The organism is Psychrobacter sp. YGAH215 (genome assembly GCF_007280595.1).
GTDB classification, from domain to species: Bacteria; Pseudomonadota; Gammaproteobacteria; order Pseudomonadales; family Moraxellaceae; genus Psychrobacter; species Psychrobacter faecalis.
The window spans coordinates 1-22,887 of record NZ_VKLR01000019.1; the positions used below are offsets into that span (position 1 = coordinate 1).

General features: G+C 43.4%; 18 protein-coding genes, 1 rRNA gene and 1 pseudogene. 7 read left to right on the top strand and 13 right to left on the bottom strand.

Annotated elements, in window-relative coordinates; translation table 11 throughout:
* Both FOR85_RS08925 and FOR85_RS08930 read right to left on the bottom strand, forming a co-directional pair.
* Positions 1–530, bottom strand: a 16S ribosomal RNA gene (locus FOR85_RS08925); the annotation flags it as partial.
* Between the two features lie 813 nt (positions 531–1,343).
* Positions 1,344–1,910 carry a DNA glycosylase gene (locus FOR85_RS08930; RefSeq protein ID WP_373681951.1) on the bottom strand — a complete coding sequence of 189 codons (567 nt, stop codon included), beginning with the start codon at positions 1,908–1,910 and terminating at the stop codon, positions 1,344–1,346.
* 402 nt (positions 1,911–2,312) lie between these two features.
* Between FOR85_RS08930 and upp the strand changes: the two genes are divergently transcribed.
* Together upp and FOR85_RS08940 are read left to right on the top strand one after the other, a co-directional pair.
* Complete coding sequence (gene upp / locus FOR85_RS08935) at positions 2,313–2,960, top strand: uracil phosphoribosyltransferase (RefSeq protein WP_144297646.1); 648 nt, start codon at positions 2,313–2,315, stop codon at positions 2,958–2,960.
* A 76-nt stretch (positions 2,961–3,036) separates the two neighbouring features.
* Complete coding sequence (locus FOR85_RS08940) at positions 3,037–3,789, top strand: SDR family NAD(P)-dependent oxidoreductase (RefSeq protein ID WP_144297647.1); 753 nt, start codon at positions 3,037–3,039, stop codon at positions 3,787–3,789.
* A 24-nt stretch (positions 3,790–3,813) separates the two neighbouring features.
* Here FOR85_RS08940 and FOR85_RS08945 read toward each other — a convergent pair whose 3' ends face one another.
* From FOR85_RS08945 to tyrS, 5 genes are all read right to left on the bottom strand, one after another.
* Positions 3,814–4,470 (bottom strand): hypothetical protein, encoded by a 657-nt coding sequence (locus FOR85_RS08945; protein WP_144297648.1) that lies wholly within the window; start codon positions 4,468–4,470, stop codon positions 3,814–3,816.
* A 204-nt stretch (positions 4,471–4,674) separates the two neighbouring features.
* Entirely contained in the window at positions 4,675–4,902 is a 228-nt protein-coding gene (locus FOR85_RS08950; RefSeq protein WP_144297649.1) for a DUF1653 domain-containing protein, read from the bottom strand.
* 15 nt (positions 4,903–4,917) lie between these two features.
* Positions 4,918–5,463 (bottom strand): DUF4411 family protein, encoded by a 546-nt coding sequence (locus FOR85_RS08955; RefSeq protein ID WP_223808594.1) that lies wholly within the window; start codon positions 5,461–5,463, stop codon positions 4,918–4,920.
* Positions 5,463–6,590 carry an ImmA/IrrE family metallo-endopeptidase gene (locus FOR85_RS08960; RefSeq protein WP_144297651.1) on the bottom strand — a complete coding sequence of 376 codons (1,128 nt, stop codon included), beginning with the start codon at positions 6,588–6,590 and terminating at the stop codon, positions 5,463–5,465. Before FOR85_RS08960 ends, FOR85_RS08955 begins: the two co-directional genes overlap by 1 nt.
* 94 nt (positions 6,591–6,684) lie before the next feature.
* Positions 6,685–7,896 carry a tyrosine--tRNA ligase gene (gene tyrS / locus FOR85_RS08965; protein WP_144297652.1) on the bottom strand — a complete coding sequence of 404 codons (1,212 nt, stop codon included), beginning with the start codon at positions 7,894–7,896 and terminating at the stop codon, positions 6,685–6,687.
* A gap of 119 nt (positions 7,897–8,015) precedes the next feature.
* Between tyrS and FOR85_RS08970 the strand changes: the two genes are divergently transcribed.
* The 3 genes from FOR85_RS08970 (at position 8,016) to FOR85_RS08980 (ending at position 11,913) form a co-directional block, all read left to right on the top strand.
* A complete protein-coding gene (locus FOR85_RS08970) occupies positions 8,016–9,395 on the top strand; it encodes an anhydro-N-acetylmuramic acid kinase (RefSeq protein ID WP_144297653.1) in 1,380 nt (459 codons plus the stop codon).
* 214 nt (positions 9,396–9,609) lie between these two features.
* Positions 9,610–10,887, top strand: coding sequence for a beta-ketoacyl-ACP synthase II (gene fabF / locus FOR85_RS08975; RefSeq protein ID WP_190295535.1), 1,278 nt, complete (start codon positions 9,610–9,612; stop codon positions 10,885–10,887).
* 150 nt (positions 10,888–11,037) lie between these two features.
* Positions 11,038–11,913: a hypothetical protein gene (locus tag FOR85_RS08980; RefSeq protein WP_144297655.1), complete on the top strand. Its 876-nt coding sequence runs from the start codon at positions 11,038–11,040 to the stop codon at positions 11,911–11,913.
* Positions 11,914–12,028: 115 nt separating this feature from the next.
* Here FOR85_RS08980 and FOR85_RS08985 read toward each other — a convergent pair whose 3' ends face one another.
* The 5 genes and pseudogenes from FOR85_RS08985 to FOR85_RS09005 form a co-directional block, all read right to left on the bottom strand.
* Positions 12,029–13,846 carry an aminopeptidase P family protein gene (locus FOR85_RS08985; protein ID WP_144297656.1) on the bottom strand — a complete coding sequence of 606 codons (1,818 nt, stop codon included), beginning with the start codon at positions 13,844–13,846 and terminating at the stop codon, positions 12,029–12,031.
* 432 nt (positions 13,847–14,278) lie between these two features.
* Positions 14,279–15,845, bottom strand: a pseudogene (locus FOR85_RS08990) (peptide MFS transporter).
* 305 nt (positions 15,846–16,150) lie between these two features.
* On the bottom strand, positions 16,151–16,606 hold the full coding sequence (locus FOR85_RS08995) for a hypothetical protein (protein ID WP_068403673.1): 456 nt from the start codon (positions 16,604–16,606) through the stop codon (positions 16,151–16,153).
* A gap of 134 nt (positions 16,607–16,740) precedes the next feature.
* The gene (gene lnt, locus FOR85_RS09000) at positions 16,741–18,315 is read right to left on the bottom strand and encodes an apolipoprotein N-acyltransferase (protein WP_144297657.1); all 1,575 of its coding nucleotides are present in this window, start codon (positions 18,313–18,315) and stop codon (positions 16,741–16,743) included.
* 282 nt (positions 18,316–18,597) lie between these two features.
* Entirely contained in the window at positions 18,598–19,497 is a 900-nt protein-coding gene (locus FOR85_RS09005) for an HlyC/CorC family transporter (protein WP_144297658.1), read from the bottom strand.
* A 342-nt stretch (positions 19,498–19,839) separates the two neighbouring features.
* Here FOR85_RS09005 and FOR85_RS09010 point away from each other — a divergent pair, with 342 nt between their 5' ends.
* Entirely contained in the window at positions 19,840–21,132 is a 1,293-nt protein-coding gene (locus tag FOR85_RS09010; protein ID WP_144297659.1) for a DUF4105 domain-containing protein, read from the top strand.
* Positions 21,133–21,240: 108 nt separating this feature from the next.
* On the opposite strand, the gene FOR85_RS09015 is transcribed toward FOR85_RS09010, so the two are convergent.
* A complete protein-coding gene (locus tag FOR85_RS09015; protein WP_144297660.1) occupies positions 21,241–21,861 on the bottom strand; it encodes a YcgN family cysteine cluster protein in 621 nt (206 codons plus the stop codon).
* A 204-nt stretch (positions 21,862–22,065) separates the two neighbouring features.
* Between FOR85_RS09015 and FOR85_RS09020 the strand changes: the two genes are divergently transcribed.
* On the top strand, positions 22,066–22,806 hold the full coding sequence (locus FOR85_RS09020; protein WP_144297661.1) for a dienelactone hydrolase family protein: 741 nt from the start codon (positions 22,066–22,068) through the stop codon (positions 22,804–22,806).
* The last annotated feature ends 81 nt before the right edge of the window (positions 22,807–22,887 follow it).

The window sequence follows — 22,887 nt, forward strand, 5'->3', positions numbered from 1 at the left end:
ATTACCGCGGCTGCTGGCACAGAGTTAGCCGGTGCTTATTCTGCAGCTAATGTCATCGTCCATGGGTATTAACCATGGAGTCTTCTTCACTGCTTAAAGTGCTTTACAACCAAAAGGCCTTCTTCACACACGCGGCATGGCTGGATCAGGGTTGCCCCCATTGTCCAATATTCCCCACTGCTGCCTCCCGTAGGAGTCCGGGCCGTGTCTCAGTCCCGGTGTGGCTGATCATCCTCTCAGACCAGCTACAGATCGTCGCCATGGTAGGCCTTTACCCCACCATCTAGCTAATCCGACTTAGGCTCATCTAATAGCGAGAGCAACAAGTTGCCCCCTTTCTCCCGTAGGTCGTATGCGGTATTAATTCGAGTTTCCCCGAGCTATCCCCCACTACTAGGTAGATTCCTAAGTATTACTCACCCGTCCGCCGCTCGTCAGCGAGAAGCAAGCTTCTCCTGTTACCGCTCGACTTGCATGTGTTAAGCCTGCCGCCAGCGTTCAATCTGAGCCATGATCAAACTCTTCAGTTTAATCTTGCTTGAAGTCCTTTAAAGAGACTCCGAAACTTGGCTCATTTAATCTGGCAATTACGCTCTCGTATGTTTCATATAATGAATTAACTTTGAGTTTTCTTGCTGTCTTAAATGATAATTTTTATAGTTAGAATGACTCCCGAAAAGAGAGTAAAACCAACTTTATTTTTTAGCATTCTGAATCAGCAAAAATCCACACAAGTTGTTCTTTAGTTATGCTTTTAAATAGTGTCAAGCTACTGTCGTCCAGTAGTTGATTATATAGGGTATTTCTCTTTGCTAGTCAGTCTAAGTTAAGAACTTATCCTATCTAGCGAGCCGACTATCATATCATGATGATTTGGTTTGTCAAGCTTTTTTATAATTTGTTTCAATAAGTTAGCCAGGTTTGTTATATGTAATTTACATATAAGTCGTTCTGGTTCTCCCTAATGAGGTGCGTATTATAGACGCTTATTTTAATTAGTCAAGAAGTTATTTTATTTAGTTTGAAATTTTTATCAGTCTACGTAAAAGTATTTTGATGTGTTCTTTCTCGCTAATGGGTGTTTATTCAGTGCTAAAGCACTTTGTAAACGCTCTTCCCTTTCGACTGGGTGGCATTATACGCGCTTTTAGTAGGGGGTCAAGGGGGTTTATCCGCTATTTTAGCGATTATCTGACCTTGCCATTAATACTGTTTATTTATCAGTTAGTTAGGGTTAAAAATAATTTCACCTTCATTATAGACTACCTTTTTTGCTTAAAATTGCTTACCTCTCCTATATAACGGCTATCTAATAATTATCTTCTATATAGGATATGACACTTCTATAGTTTACCTATCTTTTTAAAGAAATCCTTATAAGCAGCGACTTTTTTATCTAACGCTAAAGGGTAGGCGCGTGAGGTTGAAGGCAACCTATATAAGGTAAGACTATTTACATTGGATTTTTTATTATTATCATTTTGCCATTCATAAGGGTAATTCATGCTTTGGTTGGTCTTAGGGTATTTTGATTTGGCAGGTGGCTCAGCTAATAAATTGAGTAGCACTTCAGTGGCTTTGCCGCCCGTGGTAAATAAGGTTTCAACCTTTGGTACTTGTGGCAAGATAATATCTAAATCAACGGGGGTGACAACGGTGAGGTTTTTATCAGAAGCATTACCAGTCTCGCGGATAGCTTGAGTGACGGTAGGACAAGAGGCAATGCCGCGCTCGAACATAAAGGCACGAATACGCTCAGGGTCAAAACGCTTTTCATCGCCTACTCTGAAATAATCAACGTCATCAAAAAAAACACTGCCATAGATACGCCACATATCATTATAAAAGTTCGGGTAGTGAAAGCGCATTGCCCATTTATCAGCAGTCGGTGGAAAAGTACCCATCATCATCACGGTAGCATTCGGCGGTAACACTGGACCGAACGGATGGGTTTCTACTTCTGCGGCGCGAGTGTCGAACAATAACGAGTTGGTAGCCAATTTATCAGTATTATCATGGGTATGGGATGGTTGTGTAGTCATAAGATTCTTCATCAGAAAAGCGGTTTTTTTGTTATCATAGCAAGCCTGAACACTACTTCATTTGTTAGGGCGTTATTATAGTCGAACATAGTTTGCTTAAATAAAACTAACCTTGTTATAAATGCCTTTGGCTTACTTTTTTATTAAAGCATTAAGCTTACTATTGATGGGCTAGGTATAGGGTTGAAGTGCAGTAAGTGTTTGTATCTTTATTACTAATAGCAACCGCAGTAACTGCGCAAGCATCAGCGAAAAATCAAGAGAGACCTTATGAATGACTTAAAAATCACCGTTATTGATCACCCGCTAGTCCGTCATAAACTCAGCCTTATGCGTGAAAAAGACTGTAGTACCTATAAATTTCGTACATTAACCAAAGAACTTGCACGCTTGATGGCGTATGAAGCGAGCCGCGATTTTGAAATTGAAACCTTCCCAATGCAGGGCTGGTGTGGCGAAATTACAGGTGAGCAAATTTCGGGCAAAACTGTGACTATCGTTCCTATTTTGCGGGCTGGTATCGGTATGCTCGACGGCGTGCTCGATTTAATCCCAACGGCGAAAATCTCTGTCGTCGGTTTACAGCGTGACGAAGAAACCTTGCAGCCTGTGCCATTTTTTGAAAAATTTGTCAGCCATATGGACAAACGCCCAGCCCTTATCATTGACCCCATGTTAGCGACTGGCGGCTCAATGGTTGCAACCATCGAGATGCTCAAGAAAAATGGCTGTACCAATATCAAGGCATTGGTCTTGGTTGCCGCGCCTGAAGGCGTGCGTTTGGTGAATGAAGCCCATCCTGATGTGACCATTTATACTGCCGCACTCGATAGCCATTTAGACGAGCATGGCTATATCATTCCCGGTCTTGGCGATGCCGGCGATAAAATCTTTGGTAAGCAGTTATTTAACAAGTAAGACAACGCCTTTAAACCAAAACAAGCTATCGTCATAAAAATTATGAAGCACGCAACATCAATGATAAGGATATAAGATGAACGTATTGATTACAGGGGCAAGCGCCGGTTTCGGTAAAGCATTAGCTGAGCGTTTGGTTGCCAATGGTCACCGCGTGATTGGCTGTGCCAGACGCTTAGACAAATTGAATGCGTTGGCAGATACGTTGGGCGAGGCATTTTTACCTGTGGTCATGGATGTCAGTGACACGGCGTCTATTCCACAAATCATTGCTGACTTGCCGGCTGACTTTAAACAAATCGATGTCTTGGTGAATAACGCTGGACTGGCACTCGGCACCGAGCCTGCGCACAACGCCAGTCTTGATGATTGGATACGTATGATTGATACCAATATTAAAGGTTTGATGGCGCTCACTCATGCTGTCTTGCCAGCCATGGTCGCACGCGATAGCGGTTATATTATTAATGTTGGTTCAATTGCGGGCAGTTGGCCTTATTTTGGTGGTAACGTCTATGGCGCGACCAAAGCTTTTGTCAAACAATTTAGCTTAAATCTGCGCGCTGACTTAATCGGTACGCAAGTACGGGTGACCAATCTTGAACCGGGTAATGTCGCGGGCACCGAATTTTCAAACGTGCGCTATCATGGCGATGACGATAAAGCCGCTCAAGTTTATGATGGCTTTAAAACCATGACCGGTGATGATATTGGCGATATCTTGTTATGGCTGATTGAGTCGCCTGCCCATATTAACGTTAATCGTTTAGAAGTGATGCCGGTTGCGCAAACCTACAACGGTCTAACGATTGCTAAGCAAGATTCATAAACGTTTAAACTACCGTTTGACTTATTAACGTAATTCATAAGACCGAAGCAATATAGACGCCTCTATGTTGCTTCTTTTTTTGGCTATGACATTCTCTTCATTGATCAGGCGCAATTCCTGAAAACCCAAAATCAATACCTCATTACGCGTGCGCTCGCTGGTACGTTTATTGTGACGTATCGGAAATCCTAAAACTTGCTTACCTTTAATTACTATCTGATTGATAATCATGGTCGGATTATTCATAGTAGATTTTGCACTTACCTTTTGAGCATCAATAATCGCGGTGGCAGGATTGAGCGTTGTGATTAACACCTTTGTCTGGCGCACGCTTTTTGCTAAATCTCCTGCAAAAAAGAATACTTGCTCTATTGGTAAATACTGGGCGTGGCGCATAAGCTCGCGGCGAAATAACGCTGGCATATCGGTATTAAAGCTGTCTTCTGTTTGTCGATAAAAGGCCGTAAAATTACGATGTAGATAGCGACCAAAGACGCTGCTATTTATCCAATCTTGATAAACACCATTGGCTAATAATTGCTTTGTAAATGCTTCGGCATCTGGCATATTTTCTGTCATGAGCATCGCTAGCAATAGCGCGCGCGGATTGGTAAATGTTTGCTGCTGCCAGCTTTGTGGATATAAGCTGCTATCAAGCAATGCTAAAGTTAACTTGCTCATACGCTAATATCCTTATTAAACAGTGAAACTATGATTTAGTACATATAGTATCTATTATATACGTTTCCTATTACAGTCATTCGCTATCGAATAGCAGCACAGATTGTGTGCTTGGATTCATTTGATCGCCTTACTCATATAAAAAAAAGCGACCTTAAAAGACGCTTTTTATTTGAGCAATGAGTTTTAAGTATTTTTAAAGCCTTAATCAGCTAAGGCTTTAATCAGCTCAAATCTCGGTATTTCTTTACCATCAACTTCAACGGTTTCTGTAAACATGGTTAATGGTCGAACCCAAACGCCATACTCGCCATATAGACAGCGGTAAACGACTAGCGATTCTTCGGTTTCTGAATGCTGCGCGGTATGCAATACCTGATAAAGATTGCCTTTATAATGGCGGTAGATGCCTTGGGTAACGGTTTGGCTCATAAAATTACTGTCTTATTAAATTTTATTAATTCCGAGGTAATTAAATAAATCTAACCATGTATAACATATTATGCTTTTATATTTACATGTATCAGGTATCTTTATGTCACCTACTAATTCTTTAGATATATCTTTGTTAAACCCTTGCTCACTTGTCAAAACACAAGCATTTTTGCTTATAGCAACAGCTATATTAGATAGGTCATTACTAATCCCATTAACCTTCTTCAAACGCTTTTCTACCTTCATGTTCTGAAAGAATGGTAATTCTTCAATCATTTGATTTTGTAGAGATAAAAGTTGAGTTTGATATGTCGTCTTTCTTATTACTTCGATGCTGAATGATTTGAAAAAATCATCCAAAACTATAGGTGAATACCCATCGAAAAGCGCTACTCGACCGTAAATTTCCTGTCTAATATCTTCAGAAACGACAAATTTAATAAGTCCAGCAGATATCGAGTTTAAAAGCGAATCCCAAATTGTTTTGAATATTTCAATAGGATAATATCGATAGCAAATATCAATAATAGCATTAGTATCTAAACAGACTCTTATCATCAAGAAAACGCCTTATCTTCTAAGTACTTCAAATCCTCAATACGATTAGGAATTCTCAGCAAGTCCATTGCAGAATTAATAGTTAGCTCTTCTTTCCAAATAGCTGAAAATACTTGCTGTAAATAAACTTTACCAAAATGATTATATGTAGTGTGTCTTTTCTTAACCCCAAAACCTCCAGAGCTTTCAACTTGAAGACTTTTTAAGTAGTCTTCGAGCTCTATTTGTTTTACTAAACCTAATTGTTTAAGCTGAATAGCAACAGCTGGTCGACTAGCCTTAGTAACTTTTCGAATTGCTAGTATGTTCTCACTTAGAGATAAGTTCGAAGAGTAATATTTATAGACAATTGAACTAGGGACTAAAACATATCCAGCAACCTCATTACAATAGACCTCTTCAGTATAGTTAGAATATATCAAGTTGCCGTCCAAAGCACTTTGCTTCAAACCTAAATGTACCAGTTCGTGTATTAGAGTAAAAAGTCGACGTGCAGGTGACTGTCCTGTAGTTAAAATCACTATGATAGGTAATTTATCATAGTAAAGAGACATACCCTCTGAGCTTAAAGAAGGATTTGATTTCTCTAAAACAATTACATCATTTTTTTCCACTATAGTACGCCAAGACTTATAATAATCAGAGCCTGACTCTAAAAGACTTTCTTCCTCTAAATTTAAGAAATCTATGATTAATTGTGCATCGTGCTGTGCATTACTTCCTAAGAGATTTAAACCAAAAGTACTTATATTCTCATCTAAAGACTCATAGATACTTAACAGATTATCTCTGTCGATATATGCTTCCTGAGCTACTTTTTGGAATTGATAACTTTGCTCTTCATCTTCTCCTGATATATCTTCATACTTATTTCTAAAATCAATGACTTTAGGTAATTCACGAATAATGACTGAATCAAAAGTTAAATAAGAAACTGGTACTAGAAGTATGTCAGCTAATTTATTGAGCTGCTTAATTGTGAAAACATTATTTTCAACTTTAGCACTTTCAATTTTTTTAGAAGGAATGGATGTTTTTTTGGCAAGCAAATCTACAGATAGCGACATCTGTTGTCGATAATGATTCAATGCTATTGGAGAATGTCTCACTAATTGACGATTTGTCATAACTTCCTAGAATATCCTTTTATAGTTAAACAAGGCTATAATTAATATTATAGCCCTATTTTAAATTAAACTTTATAAAAGAATTGTCTTTAACCTAACCCACCGTCACTTTTGCATACGCCTTTTTACCCGCTTGGATAACGACTGTCTGACCAGACGTTAAACTAAAGCCTGCATCGACGACTTCGCCATCTACTTTTACCGCGCCACGTTTAATCATGTCTTTAGCCGATGAGCTGTTTTTGGCAAGCTCTGCTTGGTTTAGGATTTGCGTGATAAATAATGCGTCCTGCCCTTCTAACTCTAACGTCACTTCTGGTAAATCAACGGGCAATTCGCCATCAGCCAATACGTTACCTGCTGATTTATGCGCATTAGCTGCCGCATCGGCATCATGGAAACGCTCGATTAATTCTTCAGCAAGAATACGTTTGATTTCTTGTGGGTTGCGACCGTTATCCATCTCTGCCATTAACGCCTCAACTTCTTCCATCGGCTTAAAGCTTAAAAATTCAAAGTAGCGACGGATTAAAGTATCTGGCATCGACAGCAGTTTTTGGTACATGGTGCCCGGCGCATCGTAAATACCGACGTAATTGCCGAGTGACTTAGACATTTTATTAACGCCGTCTAGCCCTTCTAAGATTGGCACCGTGATACAAACTTGCGGCTCTTGACCATAACGACCTTGTAAGGTACGTCCCATCAAAATGTTAAAGGTTTGGTCAGTACCGCCCAGCTCGACGTCAGCTTTTAGCGCGATAGAGTCATAGCCTTGCACCAATGGGTATAAAAACTCATGGATAGCAATTGGCGTTTGCGCAGCGTAGCGTTTAGAAAAATCATCACGCTCTAGCATGCGTGAAACGGTCAATTGGCTAGAAAGCTGGATCATATCGCCCGCTGACATGTCTTTAAACCATTCAGAATTAAAGACGATCTTGGTTTTTTCTTTATCCAAGATTTTAAAAACTTGTTCTGCATAAGTCTGTGCGTTGACTTTGATTTGTTCATCGGTCAACGGCGGGCGTGTGCTGTTTTTGCCAGATGGATCACCAATCTTGGCGGTATAATCGCCGATTAGAAAATAAATCTCATGACCCAAATCTTGAAAATGCTTCAGCTTATTAATCAACACGGTATGGCCCAAATGCAGGTCAGGCGCTGTGGGATCAAAGCCTGCCTTGATACGCAGCGGGCGATTCAGTTTTAGCTTTTTAACCAAATCCTCTTCCGATAGGATTTCTTGCGTACCGCGCTGAATCAGGGCAAGTTGTTCTTCTAGGGTGTAAGTTTGGGTGGTCATGATGCTCTCTTTATTGTCTTTATTTAAAGGGTAACGCGTTTGGGCCAATTAGAATTTCGTAGCCCGTAAAAGATGTTAGAATTTGAGAGATATACTAGCGTTTTTTAAGGTAAATTGCCATGACCAACCCTGCATCGATTGCTGATACTAATGATAATACTGATTCAACTATCAATTATGACGATAATTTAAATAACACTTTGGACAAAACTTTAGATGACGATTTAAATTATGCCACCTTGACCGATGCGCTTGAGCAAACGGTGTTTGAAAACTTCGATGATGGCTTATATATTGGCATGATGTCTGGCACCAGCTTAGATGGTATGGATGCGGTGCTTTGTCAATTCGATGGTGAAGAAAACATCCAACAACCGCTGCGATTGTTAGCGTCTATTAGCCAAGATTTTCCGCCACGCCTGCGTGAGGTGTTATTGGCACTTTGTCAGCCAAATGGTGTTCAAGAATTAACGCCAACAATGGGCGAACCAAGCAGCGAGTTAGATTGGTTTGGCTGGGCAAGTAAAGAATACGCTGAATTTGCCAGCGACGTGGTCAATAATTTATTGCAGCAGTCCAATACCGATGTAGAGTCGGTGCTGGCAATTGGCTGTCACGGTCAAACCGTGCGTCATCGTCCACAAATGGGCTTTAGTTTGCAACTGCTCGATGCCAATATCATCGCTGAGCGTACTGGTATTAGCGTGGTAAGTGATTTCCGCCGCCGCGATATGGCCGTTGGTGGTCAAGGCGCGCCTTTAGTACCTGCCTTTCATCAAGCCTTGTTTGCCACGCCTGATAGCACACGGGTGTTATTAAATTTGGGCGGTATTGCCAACATTACCGTTTTGCCAGCCAATGCTAACCTTATTAACGCTAATCCTGCTAATGATGCTCTTGTTAATAATAGTCCAATTATTGGTTATGATACCGGTCCTGCCAATTTATTACTCGATGCGTGGACGGCGTTGCATACGGATAAAGATTATGACGCTGGCGGCGCATGGGCGCAGTCAGGACAAGTCGTTGAGCCGCTACTTAACCAACTGATAGAACATCCATTTTTTGCGCGAACCTATCCGAAAAGCACAGGTCGTGAAGACTTTAACTTAGCATGGCTACAAAGCGAGCTGCAAAAATTTGACCAAGCCTCTGCCCATATTCGCTATTCGTCAGCCGATGTACAGGCAACATTGACCGAGCTGACGGCGATGAGTGCCAGTATGCAAATCAATATGTTTATTAAAGCCAAAGAAAATAGCTCGGTTTATGTCTGCGGTGGCGGTGCCTTAAATGATTACTTGATGACTCGCTTGCAGGCGCATTTACCTCACTGCAAAGTAGAAACTACTGCCAGCTTGGGACTAAACCCCGCTTGGGTCGAAGCCGTCGCCTTTGCATGGTTGGCACGGCAAACCTTAATGGGGGAAACTGGTAACTTACCAGCGGTCACTGGCGCAAGTAAAGGCGTGGTATTGGGTCAAGTTTGTTTTGCTTAATAAGCCTTTAATTGTTTAAATTTTAGTTTACATACGTGCACTAATGTGTTTTATAATGACGGTTAAAATACCTTCTTTTTAGGATCGCACGTACAGGATATATCGCATGAGCCAACATAGCAGTTCACCAAACGCGCAAGCCGCCGACTCTAATGCTGCCCCTATCCAGCAAAACCCGCGCCAAAAGCCGCCCCATTATGAGCGCCCAGACGAGATGCGTGTGGTGGTCACCGGTATGGGTGCGGTGACACCTTTAGGATTAGATGTCGCAAGCTCATGGACGCGTCTACTTAATGGCGAGAGCGGTATCGCGCCCATTACTCATTTTGATGCAACCGACTATCGGGCGCAAATTGCGGGCGTGGTCAAGGATTTTGACGCCAAGCAATATATGAATGCTAAAGACGCGCGCCGCTATGATGAGTTTATACATTATGCCGTTGCAGCTTCGGCTATGGCGTTAAAAGACGCGGGTTTTATCGATGAAGTGAGCGCAGCTGACGCACCTGTACAAGATGTCGAGCAAGAACGCTTTGGCGTGATCTTAGGGTCAGGCATTGGCGGTATCCAAACCATTGAAAACAGCCGTGATACCCTACGTGACAAAGGCGCTATGAAGGTTTCGCCCTTTATCATTCCAGGTTCTATCGTTAATATGGCTGCAGGTTTGGTCGCTATTAAGCACACTTTACAAGGCCCAAACCTTGCGACCTCGACTGCCTGTACCACCGCGACCCACGCTATCGGGCTTGCTGCGCGTTTGATTGCCTATGGCGATGCCGATGTGATGCTGGCAGGTGGTAGTGAAAAAGGCTCGAGCCCGCTTGGAATGTCAGGTTTTGGGGCGATGCACGCCTTATCAACTCGTAATGATGAGCCAACCAAAGCCTCACGTCCGTTTGATAAAGAGCGTGATGGCTTTGTACTCGGTGATGGTGCCGGTGTCATCGTCCTTGAAAGCCTTGCCCACGCCAAAGCGCGCGGCGCAACGATACTTGCTGAGCTGGTTGGCTTTGGCATGAGTGACGATGCTAGCCACATTACCGCGCCACCAGAAGATGGTAGCGGTGCAGCGCGCGCCATGCGCAACGCCCTAAACGATGCCGGTATTGAGCCTGCCGTCGTTGGCTACGTCAATGCCCACGGTACCAGCACCCCTGCGGGTGATGTTGCCGAATCTATCGCTATCGAAACCGTTTTTGCGCCCGTTAAAGACAGCATTTTGGTCAGCTCGACCAAATCGATGACTGGTCATTTATTGGGTGCCGCTGGTGGCATCGAGGCTATCTTTACTGTACTTGCCCTGCAACATCAGCAGGTACCGCCGACCATTAACTTGGATAATGTTGAAGACAACTGCAATCTCGATTACGTCGCCAATCAATCACGTAAAGTTGATAATCTGCAATATGCAGTTTCCAATAGCTTTGGTTTTGGTGGCACCAATGGGTCGCTTATATTTGCCCGTTGGCCGGTGCAACCATCAAGCTAAAACGCCTAAAACAACGTTAAAAATGCTAAATAAATGTTAAATAACTATTATTTTAGCCGTTGTAACCTTGGTGTCAGATTTGCTACGTTTGACCACTTGCAGCCCCTTATCGTACTTGCGTATGATAAGGGGTAATTTTATGCAACATTTATGGAAGATACCATGTCAAGCTACTCATTTTCCCATCAGTTTTATCAGCGCTGGACGTGTGCGCCAGACCCTGTACGCGCCTCTATCATCCAAGAACTTACCGATATCACTACCCTCTTACAACACGACACGCCATTTGAAACCTTTGTTTTTAGCACTCATGACTTAGACGACCATCTTGATACTCTTTATGAAAATCATGAAGCCGAACAAGCGATTGCCAAAGCCATTGCCGAAAAACAAGCAAAAGAGCGCGCCGCTGCCGAAAAAGAGCGTTTGGAAGAAGAACAACGTTTAGAAAAAGAACGTTTAGAAAAAGAAAAACAGACAAAAGCAGCAGTAGACGCTAAGCAGAAAGAAGAAGAAACATTAAGGGCAGCAGAAGCGGCGAAACAAGAGCAACAGCACAATGAGCAGCCAGCTCATAAACAAGCTACCAGTGTTGATGACAATGCTAGTAGTAAAAATATTACTAGTAAAAATGACACTGACGCAGTAGACAAACTGGAAGCTACTAAAACGGATGCTACGAAAATTGCTACTGACACTGATAAAAAATCCATTCAAGAACCTGCTAATATTGCAAATGTGACAAATGGCACAAACGATCATAATATGAAAACCGTTATCGATAAAGCCGTTTCAGACGCCGCTATTCCTTTGTCTTTAAAAGATACTAAGCTTGGCGCGAGTCACCCAGAATTAATTCGCGAGCTTGAGATGCATGTCGATGACTATTTAAGCGAGCAAATGATGCAAATTTCTGAGAATTTAAAATCTTGGTTACGGGCCGAATTGGCACAGCATTTAACCGAACCTGATACCGCCACTACTATTAAAAGTAATGAGAATATCGCTAAGAAAAACATTCATTAGCGATAAAAAACCTGATTTAAATTAAAAAATTCATCTAATAAGTAAATACTAAAAAGCCCCATCGATATTGACGGGGCTTTTTAATATCTTCAATGCAAGAATATAAGCTTTTGCCTTAGATAGCTTTAGTACGCTCAGTTAACCACTCAAGCGCCGCACCTTTAACGCGATCTTTTAGCTCGGCATAGACTTGGCTATGATAATCATTGAGCCAATCAATCTCGACTTGGGTTAATAGTGCAGGCTCAATCAAACGTGTATCGATTGGGCAGTAAGTAATGGTTTCAAAGTTTAGGAATTGGCCAAACTCAGTCTCAGTCGGATTCGCAACCGGCGTATTGACCACCAAGTTTTCGATACGAATACCCCATTTACCCTCGCGGTATAAACCCGGCTCATTACTGGAAATCATGCCTTCTTTCATGGCACGTTCTTTTGGCGTACTGGCACTATAAGCAATGACCTGCGGGCCTTCATGGACGTTTAAGAAATAACCAACGCCATGACCGGTACCATGACCATAGTCCATCTGTGCTTGCCACAAGGGTGCACGGCAAATCGCATCGATGAGCGGTGAAGCAATACCATCAGGGAAATGTGCTTTTGCTAAGGCGATATGGGCTTTTAGCACAGTGGTGAAGTCGCGTTTATGCTCAGAATTTACTTGTCCAATACCGACCACACGAGTGATATCGGTGGTACCGTTTTGATATTGCGCACCTGAGTCAATGAGCAATAAGCCGCCCTCGCCCTCAGCGACATCAAGGTAGCTGAATTTTTCTGGCGTCGCACGGTAATGCGGCAAGGCGCCGTTTTCGTTAAAGCCTGCGATGGTTGGAAAGCTTGGCGACACATAATGCGGCTGCTGACTACGAACTTCGATGAGCATACTATCGACATCTAACTCACTCAAACGCTCACCATCTGCTAGGCGTTTTTCAAATGTCGCAAAAAACTCACTTAACGCTGCGCCATCTTGACGCATCGCTTCGCGCACATGCTCGATATCCGCCGCAGACTTCACTGATTTGAGTAACGTACTTGGCGCCATTTGCTCGATAAAGCCCACATCGTCGGCCATTTTTGATAACGTACCGACCGCCACTTTGCTTGGGTCTAACAATAATAAATCCTCTGACGTTAAGGTAGCTAATGCCTCTTGTACCGCATCATAATCCGCAAGCGCGATACCGCTGTCTTTTAGCGCTTTTTCAATCTCGCTACTGACTTTATTATTATCAACAAACAAGGTCGCTTTATCTTCGCTAATGAGCATATGCGCTAAAAATACCGGATTATAATCGACGTCTGCACCGCGTAAGTTGGTCAACCAAGCGATATCATCTAAGCTTGATAGCAAGTGATGGCTTGCGCCTGCCTTCGCCATACCTGCGCGCACGGCAGCAAGTTTTGAGCTGGCGGGCTGATCGATAAATTGCGCATCGTGTTGATATAATTGTGCTGATGGCAATGCTGGACGCTCGCTCCATATGTCAGTCAACACATCGCGCTCAGTAATTAAAGTAATATCTTTGGCATCAAACGCATCAAGCAATCTGTCTTGCTCAGCGATAGACAATACATTGCCATCAACCGCCACGCTATCGCCTTCGGCTAAGTTTTGCGCTAGCCAATCGACATGATTTGGCTGACCAGGAGCCAGTTTTTCCAGAGTAATACCCGTGCCTTCTAACTGATGCGCGGCGTGTACCCAGTAGCGGCTGTCCGTCCATAGGCCAGCAAAGTCAGCGGTAACGACCAGCGTACCAACCGAACCTGTAAAGCCTGATAACCATAGACGCGCTTGCCAATATTCTGGCAAGTACTCAGACAAATGCGGATCTGCTGACGGTACGATAATCGCCGTTAAATCTTGTGCCGCTAGCGTTTGGCGTAGACTATCAATACGCTCGTGGATATGTTGTTTATTCATGAAAGGTGTCCTTATTGCTTTTAAAAATGAGAGTTAAAAAAACGCTTGTGAGGCGACTATGAGTAGCCGTCTTATTGAGGCAAATAAATTCATCAGTATTACGTGAAGCCTTTATTTGCCTATAAAGGGTTTACTATTTTTAGAATGATAGTTATATAAATGAGTAAGAGTGTTTAGGCGTTTAGCCGAGCTATTATTAATTTCAGCTTAGTAATAGTATTTTAATAATAGTATTAAAGCAGCGCATCTCTAGATGTTTGGGCAGACAGCAGGCTTTCAACGGCGACAGAGAAATAACTCACTGATTGAAACAATAAAACGTGCTACCGATTATGGTAACACGTCTTATCTTTGGGCGTTTATAGGGACGATTGCTACTATAAATAAGCTAAATAGGCTTAATTAATCTTCACCATCCACTTAACGCTTTATTTACTGAGCCGCTTTATCGGCTTGCTCACTTTTTACCAGCATGTTATTGATAGGTTTTGCCAGTACCAATAACACCACTGCGGTCACTACCAAAAAGACGGTCATGGTGGTAAATAATGTCGGTAAGCCTTCAATTTTGTCCGCAGAAACATGACCACCAAAGAACGCAGCGACCAAGTTGCCCATGGCGACAGAAGCAAAGAAAAGTCCCATCATTTGCCCCTGCATACCTTTTGGCGCAAGCTTTGTCATCGCAGACAACCCGACAGGGCTGAGCGCCAATTCCCCAAGTGTTAGCAGTAATAAGCTGCCCACTAACCATAAAGGTGAGGCCAGTGCACCATCACTGGTCAAAATACTTTTTGAGGCAAATATCATCAACGAAAAGCCTGCCGCGGTCAGTAACATACCCAGTGCAAACTTAACCATACTATTTGGCTCAAGGCCACGATTGGCAAGCTTGATCCAAACAATACTAACAATGGGCGCCAGCAATAAAATAAACAACGGGTTTAATGATTGGAACCAAATACTCGGTATCTCAAATCCTAAGACGTTCAAGTCAGTATAGCGATCGGCAAATAGGTTAAACGAGGTTGGTTGCTGCTCAAAGCTTGACCAGAATAGTGTCGAACCGATGATTAAAATAAAGCAAGTCAGTAGGCGCAGCTTATCGGTTTTATCAAGACGAGGTGAGACAAACATAATCGCAAAATAGCCTATCACCACTGCTGCGATGATATAAGTCATATATTCGGCGACCATTTCAGGATTAAACGGTAACATGCCACTTGCTACCAAAACCACAGCCGTTGCCAATAACACCAAGAAACCGATTACCCAGCGACCGATATTTTTATAACGGTCATTGGCGTATTCCCACTCAGGTTTTATATTTTTGGCTTGGGCATAGTGGGTCAAGGTTTTTTTGCGCAGAAAAGCGGTAAATCAGAAGTGATACCAGCATTCCAAGTCCGCCGACACCAAAGCCTGCGTGCCACATGCCTTTTTCTTTAAACACCCCAACGATGAGCGCTGCTAAAAGGGCGCCAATATTAATGCCCATATAAAACAAGGTAAAACCACCATCACGGCGCACATCGCCTTTTTTATACAAAGCGCCTACCATGACGGAAATACAGGTTTTAAATAACCCTGACCCTAATACAATACATATCAAACCAACAAAAAACAGCGTCATGCCAAATATGGCGGAGAGCGCAATACATAAATGACCGAGGGCGATAATCACGCTGCCCCACCATAATGCCCGCTCTTGACCAAGCCAGTTATCAGCGAGCCAACCCCCCGGTACCGCCGCCAGATATAATGAACCGGCGAAAATGCCATAAATAGCAGAGGCAGTAACTTCATCGAAGCCAAAACCGCCGCTGCCAACGGTCGCTACCATAAACAGTACTAATAACGGACGAATACTATAATAAGAGAAGCGTTCCCACATTTCGGTAAAAAACAGCGGGCGTAGTGGCTTTGGGTGCCCCATAAACCCATTATCCAATGCTGACAATTCAGCTTCACTAACATTTACTTTTGAGTCTCTGCTCATAACTTTATTCCTTTAAAGACCACTGTAATGACGACCAAACTCCTGTTTATTTTGCTAAGCGGTCACATAGGCGCATTATTGTTTTACTTGGTTATGGTCAAGTAAAGAAAAAGTTATTCAATAATTACACAAATACCTACAAAAAAACCTGTGCTCAGTTAACCAAGCACAGGTCTTTAATGTTAGCTTCTAGAGTATTTTCACTCTTAGAATAAAGTATCGTCACAACAGTTGTATTTAATTACGGGTATCTGACTATATTTATACAAGTATTTGTTTTTATAACAAATACTTAGGTCACAAGCTTACTCTTCAGTTTTCCAAGTATGCGTTAACTCTGCACCCTCACCACCATCCAAATCCGCATCGGCTTCTTCTGCTGTCAAGTTAGCATCATCAGGTACTGCCGCTTGATTGACAGTACCCTCAGCAGTTGCGGTGCCAGATTCAGCAGCAACAACCGTACCATCAGTATCAGCAGCTGGGGTTACGGTAGCATCTGCTGGATTTTCAGTAGGTGCGGTTGCAGGCGTACCAGTTGTTGCTGGCTCGGCAGCGGTTGCAGCGGGCGCAGTTTCTTCTGCCGCAGTTGCCTCTGTTTCAGCAGCCGCTTCGGTGCTCTCAGCAGTGATATGCTCGCCTGCTGGACGCAAATAGCCAGAAATGCCGATTAATAAGACGATACCTAAAAATAAGGCAACACCGCCTAAGGCAAATAGGAACTCTTTCTTGGGATTGTTTTCGACAATATGTTCTGACATACCTTATCCACCTTGCACAAAATATTTAAAATATTGGCCTATTATATCGCAATTTATATCGATTTGTGAAAACCCTTAACGATTTAAAGGGTTTATTAGCGAAAAAACTTACAACCAAAGCCTATGGGTATTTTTTATTTGACCAAACGTCTCTGCGGGGTCGCACGCTTGCCAAGATAGCTTAATAATAGCAGAAGCGCAATAATGATTAAAATAGGATAATTACCCGCGCGCATATAAGGCGTATTACCAACGCGTGCCTGCACATTTCCGCGTAAGACGGTGCGCTCAAACTGCGGTGCGCGCTTTACGATATGACCTTTATGGTCAATGATAGCCGTAACGCCAGTATTGGTGGCGCGCATAAACCAGCGGCCGTTTTCAAGCGCGCGCATTTGGACCATTTGCAAATGCTGGAGCGGACCTGCCGAGCTACCAAACCACGCATCGTTAGAGATGGTCAATAAAAAGTCAGTATTGATGGCGTTTTTGCGCGTGGTGTCAGGATAGGCAACTTCATAGCAAACCGCAGCGCCCAAGTTATGACCACGCACGCGCAGCGGTGATTGATTATCACTACCGCGGCTATAGCTCATGATATCTTGGCTACCAGCAAGGTTTGGCAAGATATCTAGCATACCCTCAAAAGGAATATATTCGCCAAAAGGTACCAAACGCTGTTTTTTATATAGCCCTTCAGCGTCCGCACCTAAAGCAATGACACTATTATAAAACGGCGGGTATTTATCGGTCTTGGCATCAAAAGCCGCGGTATCCTTATAAGGGATACCAGTGACCCACGTGGTATCGGTTTCTTTGGCCACTTTGACCACTTCACTGATAAAACCTAGCGCTTCATCTTGAAACATGGGAATGGAAGACTCTGGCCACAAGATCATGTCGCTGCCCCATTCGGTACTGGACAGGGTGGCATAAATTTTTAGCGTTTCTACCTGATATTCAGTCAGCCATTTTAAATCTTGTGGAATATTACCTTGAATTAATGATACCGATAAGTCAGGCGTGCCCTTTGGTTTTGTCCATTGCGGATTTAGCAACCATAACGCGCAGCTGACAATAAGTAGTGCGGCAGTAGGAATCATATAACCGCCGCGGCGACGCAATAGCTCAACCAAACTTGCCGCCAATAATACTGCCACAAAAGACACCGCAAACACACCAGCAATGGGCGCTAATGACGATAGCCAATACTGCTCGGTAAAGGCATAACCGACAAATAACCACGGAAAACCGGTAAATAGCCAAGTTTTCATCCACTCTTGCAATACCCAAAGCGCGGCAAAGGATAACGGCTGCTTACCGACGACACGATTAAAAATCAGCGCCAAAAAGCCATGAAACAAGCCCATCCCAAGGCCCATCAGCGCAATCATAATTAGCGCGAGCCACACTGGCGTATCGCCATAGACATGGATTGAGGTATACAGCCAAAACGCCCCGACGCACCAAAGCCCGGTGCCATAAGCTTGACCGATAACAAAAGCACGCTTGCCTGTCATATCAGGCATCAGTAAGGCATACAAAATAGCGGGCGACACCAACGCCACCGGCCAAAAACCATACGGCGCGAGGGCAAAGATAAACACTGCGCCTGCCAGCCACGCAATCAATATGGTCAACACCAGCGGCAAGCCCTTGGGCTTATCGGGGTTTAGACGTTTTTGCAAATCCACAGTAGACAGACGCATAGCAGTTATCCAAAACCTTATTTTTCAGTCGTTTAAAGCTTAAATATTAAACTTTGATTTATTCGGTGAGCGCTGGATTGATAGCCAATCGTTAGCTGCTCAATACAGCGCTCAAAAATTAAACCTGCCCATGATACCAGTCTAAATCAATCAATAGGTAACATTGCGTTGCAAAATACCGATTTTAAAAGCAAAAAAAAACACGACCGCAATCGTGTTTTTTTATATTTAAATGCCGAGCTGATCTTTAAGTGCCAAGATTAAGTGATAAACATCAATAAATTAATGGCTACCTATTAATATTTGCTGGTCAGCATTGATTTTAGACAGCTCAAGATTCTGAATAAAGCGCCCTTCAACATCGGTAATGGTAATTTGCCAATCGTCTATCACCACACTCTCCCCTTCCAAATCACCAACATGACCGAGCGCTTGCATGACCAAACCGCCCATAGTATCAACATCGGTATCATCAAAGTGGGCGCCAAGCTCATCGTTACAGTCTTCAATCACTGTCGATGCTTGCACGCGCCACGTATTTGGTCTTTCAGGATCGGCGACGATATTATTGATATCACTGTCTTCATCGAAGTCATCATGCTCATCGACGATATCGCCGACGATTTCTTCGAGCAAATCTTCCATCGTTACCACACCAGCAAAATTCCCAAACTCATCGACGACAATCGCCATATGCACTTGGGTGCGCTGTAATGAGCGTAGCAAAGTATCAGAGCGCGCTGTTTCGCTAATATAAAGCGGCTGACGCACCAAGTCTCGTAAACGTTGACTGCCAATTTTATCTTCTTGATCGCGCACCATGTGTACGAGGATAGGAATCAAATCTTTTGCCAATAGAATACCGATAACGGCATCATCGTCTTGGCTATCAAAGACCGGATAGCGCGAGTGTGTGGTCTCAAGAATGATATCCATCACTTCAGCTAAGCTAGCGCTTTCGTGCAGCCCAATCACTTGCGGGCGCGGGGTCATAATTTCGCGAACTTGGGTGGCAGGCAAATCAAGGACGCCTTCCAACATGTCCACGGTATCGGGTTCTAAGAACTGGCGCGAGTCTTGCACCAAACGTATCAGTTCATCACGGGTTTCGGGGGCGGTCGATAGCCAGCGTTTTAAGCCGCGCATCGACCAACTACTCGGGCTTGGAGCGTCTTCGGACATGATGATGTGATTTAACCTCTTTAGTTAATAGCAGTAATCAAAGAAAATAGTGAATAGCAATTAAAATCTTAAACCTAAATGGGGATTAAAATAGCAAATAAAACAGCGACTTTATATTTAGGCAGTAGTCAAAATATTTAAATAAAGATCAAATTATCCATACAAATCCTATCATAGCGATAAATGACAACTATATAAGTATAGATAAAAATAGACTAGCCTAATAGGTTTCACTTTATCGCAAGGCTTACGGACATTCAACGACAAATTCACTCAAATTGTATTGTCAGTGTGTTGCAAACTTTGCTATGGTCAAAGCCTTCATTCCTCAAAGTCAAACCTATGTCGCTATGTGCCTTTTTTTCTCGCCTGCTCTCGCCGCTTTCAAACAGCAATCGCTTAGAGCATGGGGCAGCTCATGATCGCCAGCAAAAGCGAACTTGGCGCTATTACCTCGCGCAGGTTTTAATCGTTACTACGTTGCTCCTATCTGCTGTTTGGCTGTTAATGGCAATTTGGTATCAGTTTGGCATACGCTCACCGATTACTTGGCTTACGACCCTTGTTATAATCGGCATTTTAGCGGCGCTGGCTAATGCCGCTTATGCAACAAAAAGGCATTGGTCAAAAACTCCAAAAAATCGAGGTAATCAGCCATCAAATAATTCAGCAGCGCCAGATAAAAAAGTAACCGTTAAATGGCTCATTGGTTTATATGGCGCAGTTTGGTTTATCGGTTTGGGCTGGTTTTTTTCTATTGAGCCCAAACAAGACCGCGACTGGATGGCGGAAGTCAGCGAAAGAGTTACTTATAGCCGCGATGCCAACAGCCCTGACTTAGTCACGCTCACCAATGTTCGTAATTTTGATTGGCGTACTGATAAAGAAGCGGCTGAACACTGGGGCACGCGCACGATAGATATGTCAAAACTCTCTGGCGTCGATGTGACCAACTCCTATTGGATGGGGCCGCTGATTGCGCATACTTTGGTCAGTTTCCGCTTTGAAGATGATAGGCCGCTCGCCTTCTCGTTCGAGATTCGTAAGGAAGAAGGCGAGTCGTTTTCGGCATTGGCAGGGTTTTTTAGGCGTTTTGAGCTGAGCCTGATTGCTGCCGAAGAGCGCGATATTATTTATACCCGTAGTAATGCTCGCGGCGAGCAAGTTTATCTGTTTCCGGTCAGCAATTTACAACAGCACGAGGTCAAGTCGTTATTTGAGTCTTACTTAACTGCCGCCGATGAATTGAACGCCAAACCAACTTGGTACAATACGTTGATGAGCAACTGTACCAATATTATCTTTTATATGGCACGTATTGTCAGTGGCGACCGTCTGCCATGGGATTACCGAATTTGGGTATCGGGCTGGCTACCAAACTACTTATACGACGTTGGCATGCTCGACGCCAACCCTGAAAAGGACGGTCAGCCTTGGTCAATGGATACATGGTACGAGCGCACCCATATCAATCCAAAGGTTCGCGGTTTTGATAATCTGGCAGGAACTAGCGCTATCAATAGTCGCGAGTTCTCCAAGCAAATTCGGCAGGATATTCCTATCCCGCCACTAGCAGATTCACAAGCCGATGCGGAAGCAAGTGCCAAATCCGCCGCGCAGGATTCTAAAGAATAGCTGAGGATTTCGAAGAGGTGCAGCTACTCTCCAAAGCGGTATTGCGACGTTAAATCCATTGTTCATTAAGCATAAACATAGATTAAACCCTTTATAAAAAAAGTTAGGTTAAGGCTGGACCCAATTTACCACCCGCTCCTCCATTTCCTCATCTGTCATGCCAATCTCAGAAATACAGCGCCCTGCTACGCCAACATTGGCAGCGCGCATCTGCTGCTGAGTTGCCACCGCATCTCCCGTCAATAACAAATGCCAATTTGGTAAATCTTGTCCTTTATACAAGCGCTTATAAGCACAGTGTGACGGCAGCCACATCATCTGCGGCAAATTCTCCATAGTTAGCTGAATACAGTCCGGCACATGCTCTTGGCGTGTGGCGTAATGCTTGCAGTAACCGGTCGCGCAATCCATCAGCTGGCAGGTGACATCGGTATATTCAACCATTTCTGCTTCATGACTATGGTCATCGCTGACATTGTCATCGTCGATATACTTGATTAGGCAACAGCTACCGCAACCATCGCATAGCGCTTCCCATTCGCTATGGTTTAGCTCTGACAGCGCAAAACGTGACCAAAACTGCGGACGCAATAGATCATTAGCATTGTTTTGGCTGTGAGGAAATAAGCGCACCGCAGATGGCGTCGCTGAATCTGAATCAGTTGTTGTTTTGGAATCTAGAGCGGATGCTAATTGAGATCCAGATTGATTGAACAAATTGAGTGTCATAAAGTCGCCGTAGCATTTTGATAAAGAGCGTTACAGTATTATAGCTGTTTTTGGCGAACTTGGGCGTTAAGGTAGGAGAAGTAAATAAAAGAATGAAGCAAAATACGAACAGTTAATACTTATAAAACAAGCATTTATAAAGTAGTTATTTATAAAACAGCCATTTATAAAACCCCCTTCATAACATAAAAAAAGGACAATAATATGTCAATTAAGACTTTTGAATTGATCAGCACTACCGAAAATAACGTTGAGCTTATCAGCTATGTGGCGCTGCCAGAATCTGCCTCAGAGGACAATCCAGTAGCAGGTATTTTGGTGGCGCCAGAATGGTGGGGCGTGGTCGATCATCCAAAGTCCGTCGTTGAGCGCTTAGCAAAAGCAGGCTATGCAGCGGTGGCGATGGACGTTTATGGTGAAGGCAAGCTGACCAGCGACGCGTCGATGGCCAATATGTGGATGGAGCAAGTACTTGCTGATCAAGACATGCTAATGGCACGTTGCCGCTTAATACTCAATGACTTTGGTGACCAACTGGCGGTTAATCGCGATAACTTAGCGGCGATTGGTTATTGTTTTGGCGGTAAAGTGGTGCTCGATATGGCACGCGAAGGCATGCCATTAAAAGCCGTCGCTACTTTCCACGGTAATCCATCAGCAAAACAGCCTGCCGATAAAAACTTCAAAGCCAAAGTATTGGTCGCTCACGGCCGTGATGATTCGATGGTGTCAATGGAGGCAATCGAAGGTCTAAAATCAGAGCTAGATGCTGCCGATGTTGACTACACGATTGATGTCTATGACGGTGCTAAGCATGGCTTTACCAATCCGCATGCCGATGAACGCGCGGCCAAAAACGATGTTGACCTTGGCTACAACGAAACCGCTGCTAAGCAAAGCTGGGACAACATGCTTGAATTTATGAAAACCAATCTCGGTCAATAATTTTAAAAATATCATCAATCAAGTTGTATAAACGCTCACTATAACGAGTGTTAATACAAAGTATAAGACGAAAAACAGGGG

What these genes read in the sequence shown, in the direction of transcription:
- FOR85_RS08930 (WP_373681951.1), bottom strand. Translation starts at nt 1,910, where the DNA reads ATGATGATGGGTACTTTTCCACCGACTGCTGATAAATGGGCAATGCGC.
- upp (WP_144297646.1), top strand. Translation starts at nt 2,313, where the DNA reads ATGAATGACTTAAAAATCACCGTTATTGATCACCCGCTAGTCCGTCAT.
- FOR85_RS08940 (WP_144297647.1), top strand. Translation starts at nt 3,037, where the DNA reads ATGAACGTATTGATTACAGGGGCAAGCGCCGGTTTCGGTAAAGCATTA.
- FOR85_RS08945 (WP_144297648.1), bottom strand. Translation starts at nt 4,470, where the DNA reads ATGAGCAAGTTAACTTTAGCATTGCTTGATAGCAGCTTATATCCACAA.
- FOR85_RS08950 (WP_144297649.1), bottom strand. Translation starts at nt 4,902, where the DNA reads ATGAGCCAAACCGTTACCCAAGGCATCTACCGCCATTATAAAGGCAAT.
- FOR85_RS08955 (WP_223808594.1), bottom strand. Translation starts at nt 5,463, where the DNA reads ATGATAAGAGTCTGTTTAGATACTAATGCTATTATTGATATTTGCTAT.
- FOR85_RS08960 (WP_144297651.1), bottom strand. Translation starts at nt 6,590, where the DNA reads ATGACAAATCGTCAATTAGTGAGACATTCTCCAATAGCATTGAATCAT.
- tyrS (WP_144297652.1), bottom strand. Translation starts at nt 7,896, where the DNA reads ATGACCACCCAAACTTACACCCTAGAAGAACAACTTGCCCTGATTCAG.
- FOR85_RS08970 (WP_144297653.1), top strand. Translation starts at nt 8,016, where the DNA reads ATGACCAACCCTGCATCGATTGCTGATACTAATGATAATACTGATTCA.
- fabF (WP_190295535.1), top strand. Translation starts at nt 9,610, where the DNA reads ATGCGTGTGGTGGTCACCGGTATGGGTGCGGTGACACCTTTAGGATTA.
- FOR85_RS08980 (WP_144297655.1), top strand. Translation starts at nt 11,038, where the DNA reads ATGGAAGATACCATGTCAAGCTACTCATTTTCCCATCAGTTTTATCAG.
- FOR85_RS08985 (WP_144297656.1), bottom strand. Translation starts at nt 13,846, where the DNA reads ATGAATAAACAACATATCCACGAGCGTATTGATAGTCTACGCCAAACG.
- FOR85_RS08995 (WP_068403673.1), bottom strand. Translation starts at nt 16,606, where the DNA reads ATGTCAGAACATATTGTCGAAAACAATCCCAAGAAAGAGTTCCTATTT.
- lnt (WP_144297657.1), bottom strand. Translation starts at nt 18,315, where the DNA reads ATGCGTCTGTCTACTGTGGATTTGCAAAAACGTCTAAACCCCGATAAG.
- FOR85_RS09005 (WP_144297658.1), bottom strand. Translation starts at nt 19,497, where the DNA reads ATGTCCGAAGACGCTCCAAGCCCGAGTAGTTGGTCGATGCGCGGCTTA.
- FOR85_RS09010 (WP_144297659.1), top strand. Translation starts at nt 19,840, where the DNA reads ATGTCGCTATGTGCCTTTTTTTCTCGCCTGCTCTCGCCGCTTTCAAAC.
- FOR85_RS09015 (WP_144297660.1), bottom strand. Translation starts at nt 21,861, where the DNA reads ATGACACTCAATTTGTTCAATCAATCTGGATCTCAATTAGCATCCGCT.
- FOR85_RS09020 (WP_144297661.1), top strand. Translation starts at nt 22,066, where the DNA reads ATGTCAATTAAGACTTTTGAATTGATCAGCACTACCGAAAATAACGTT.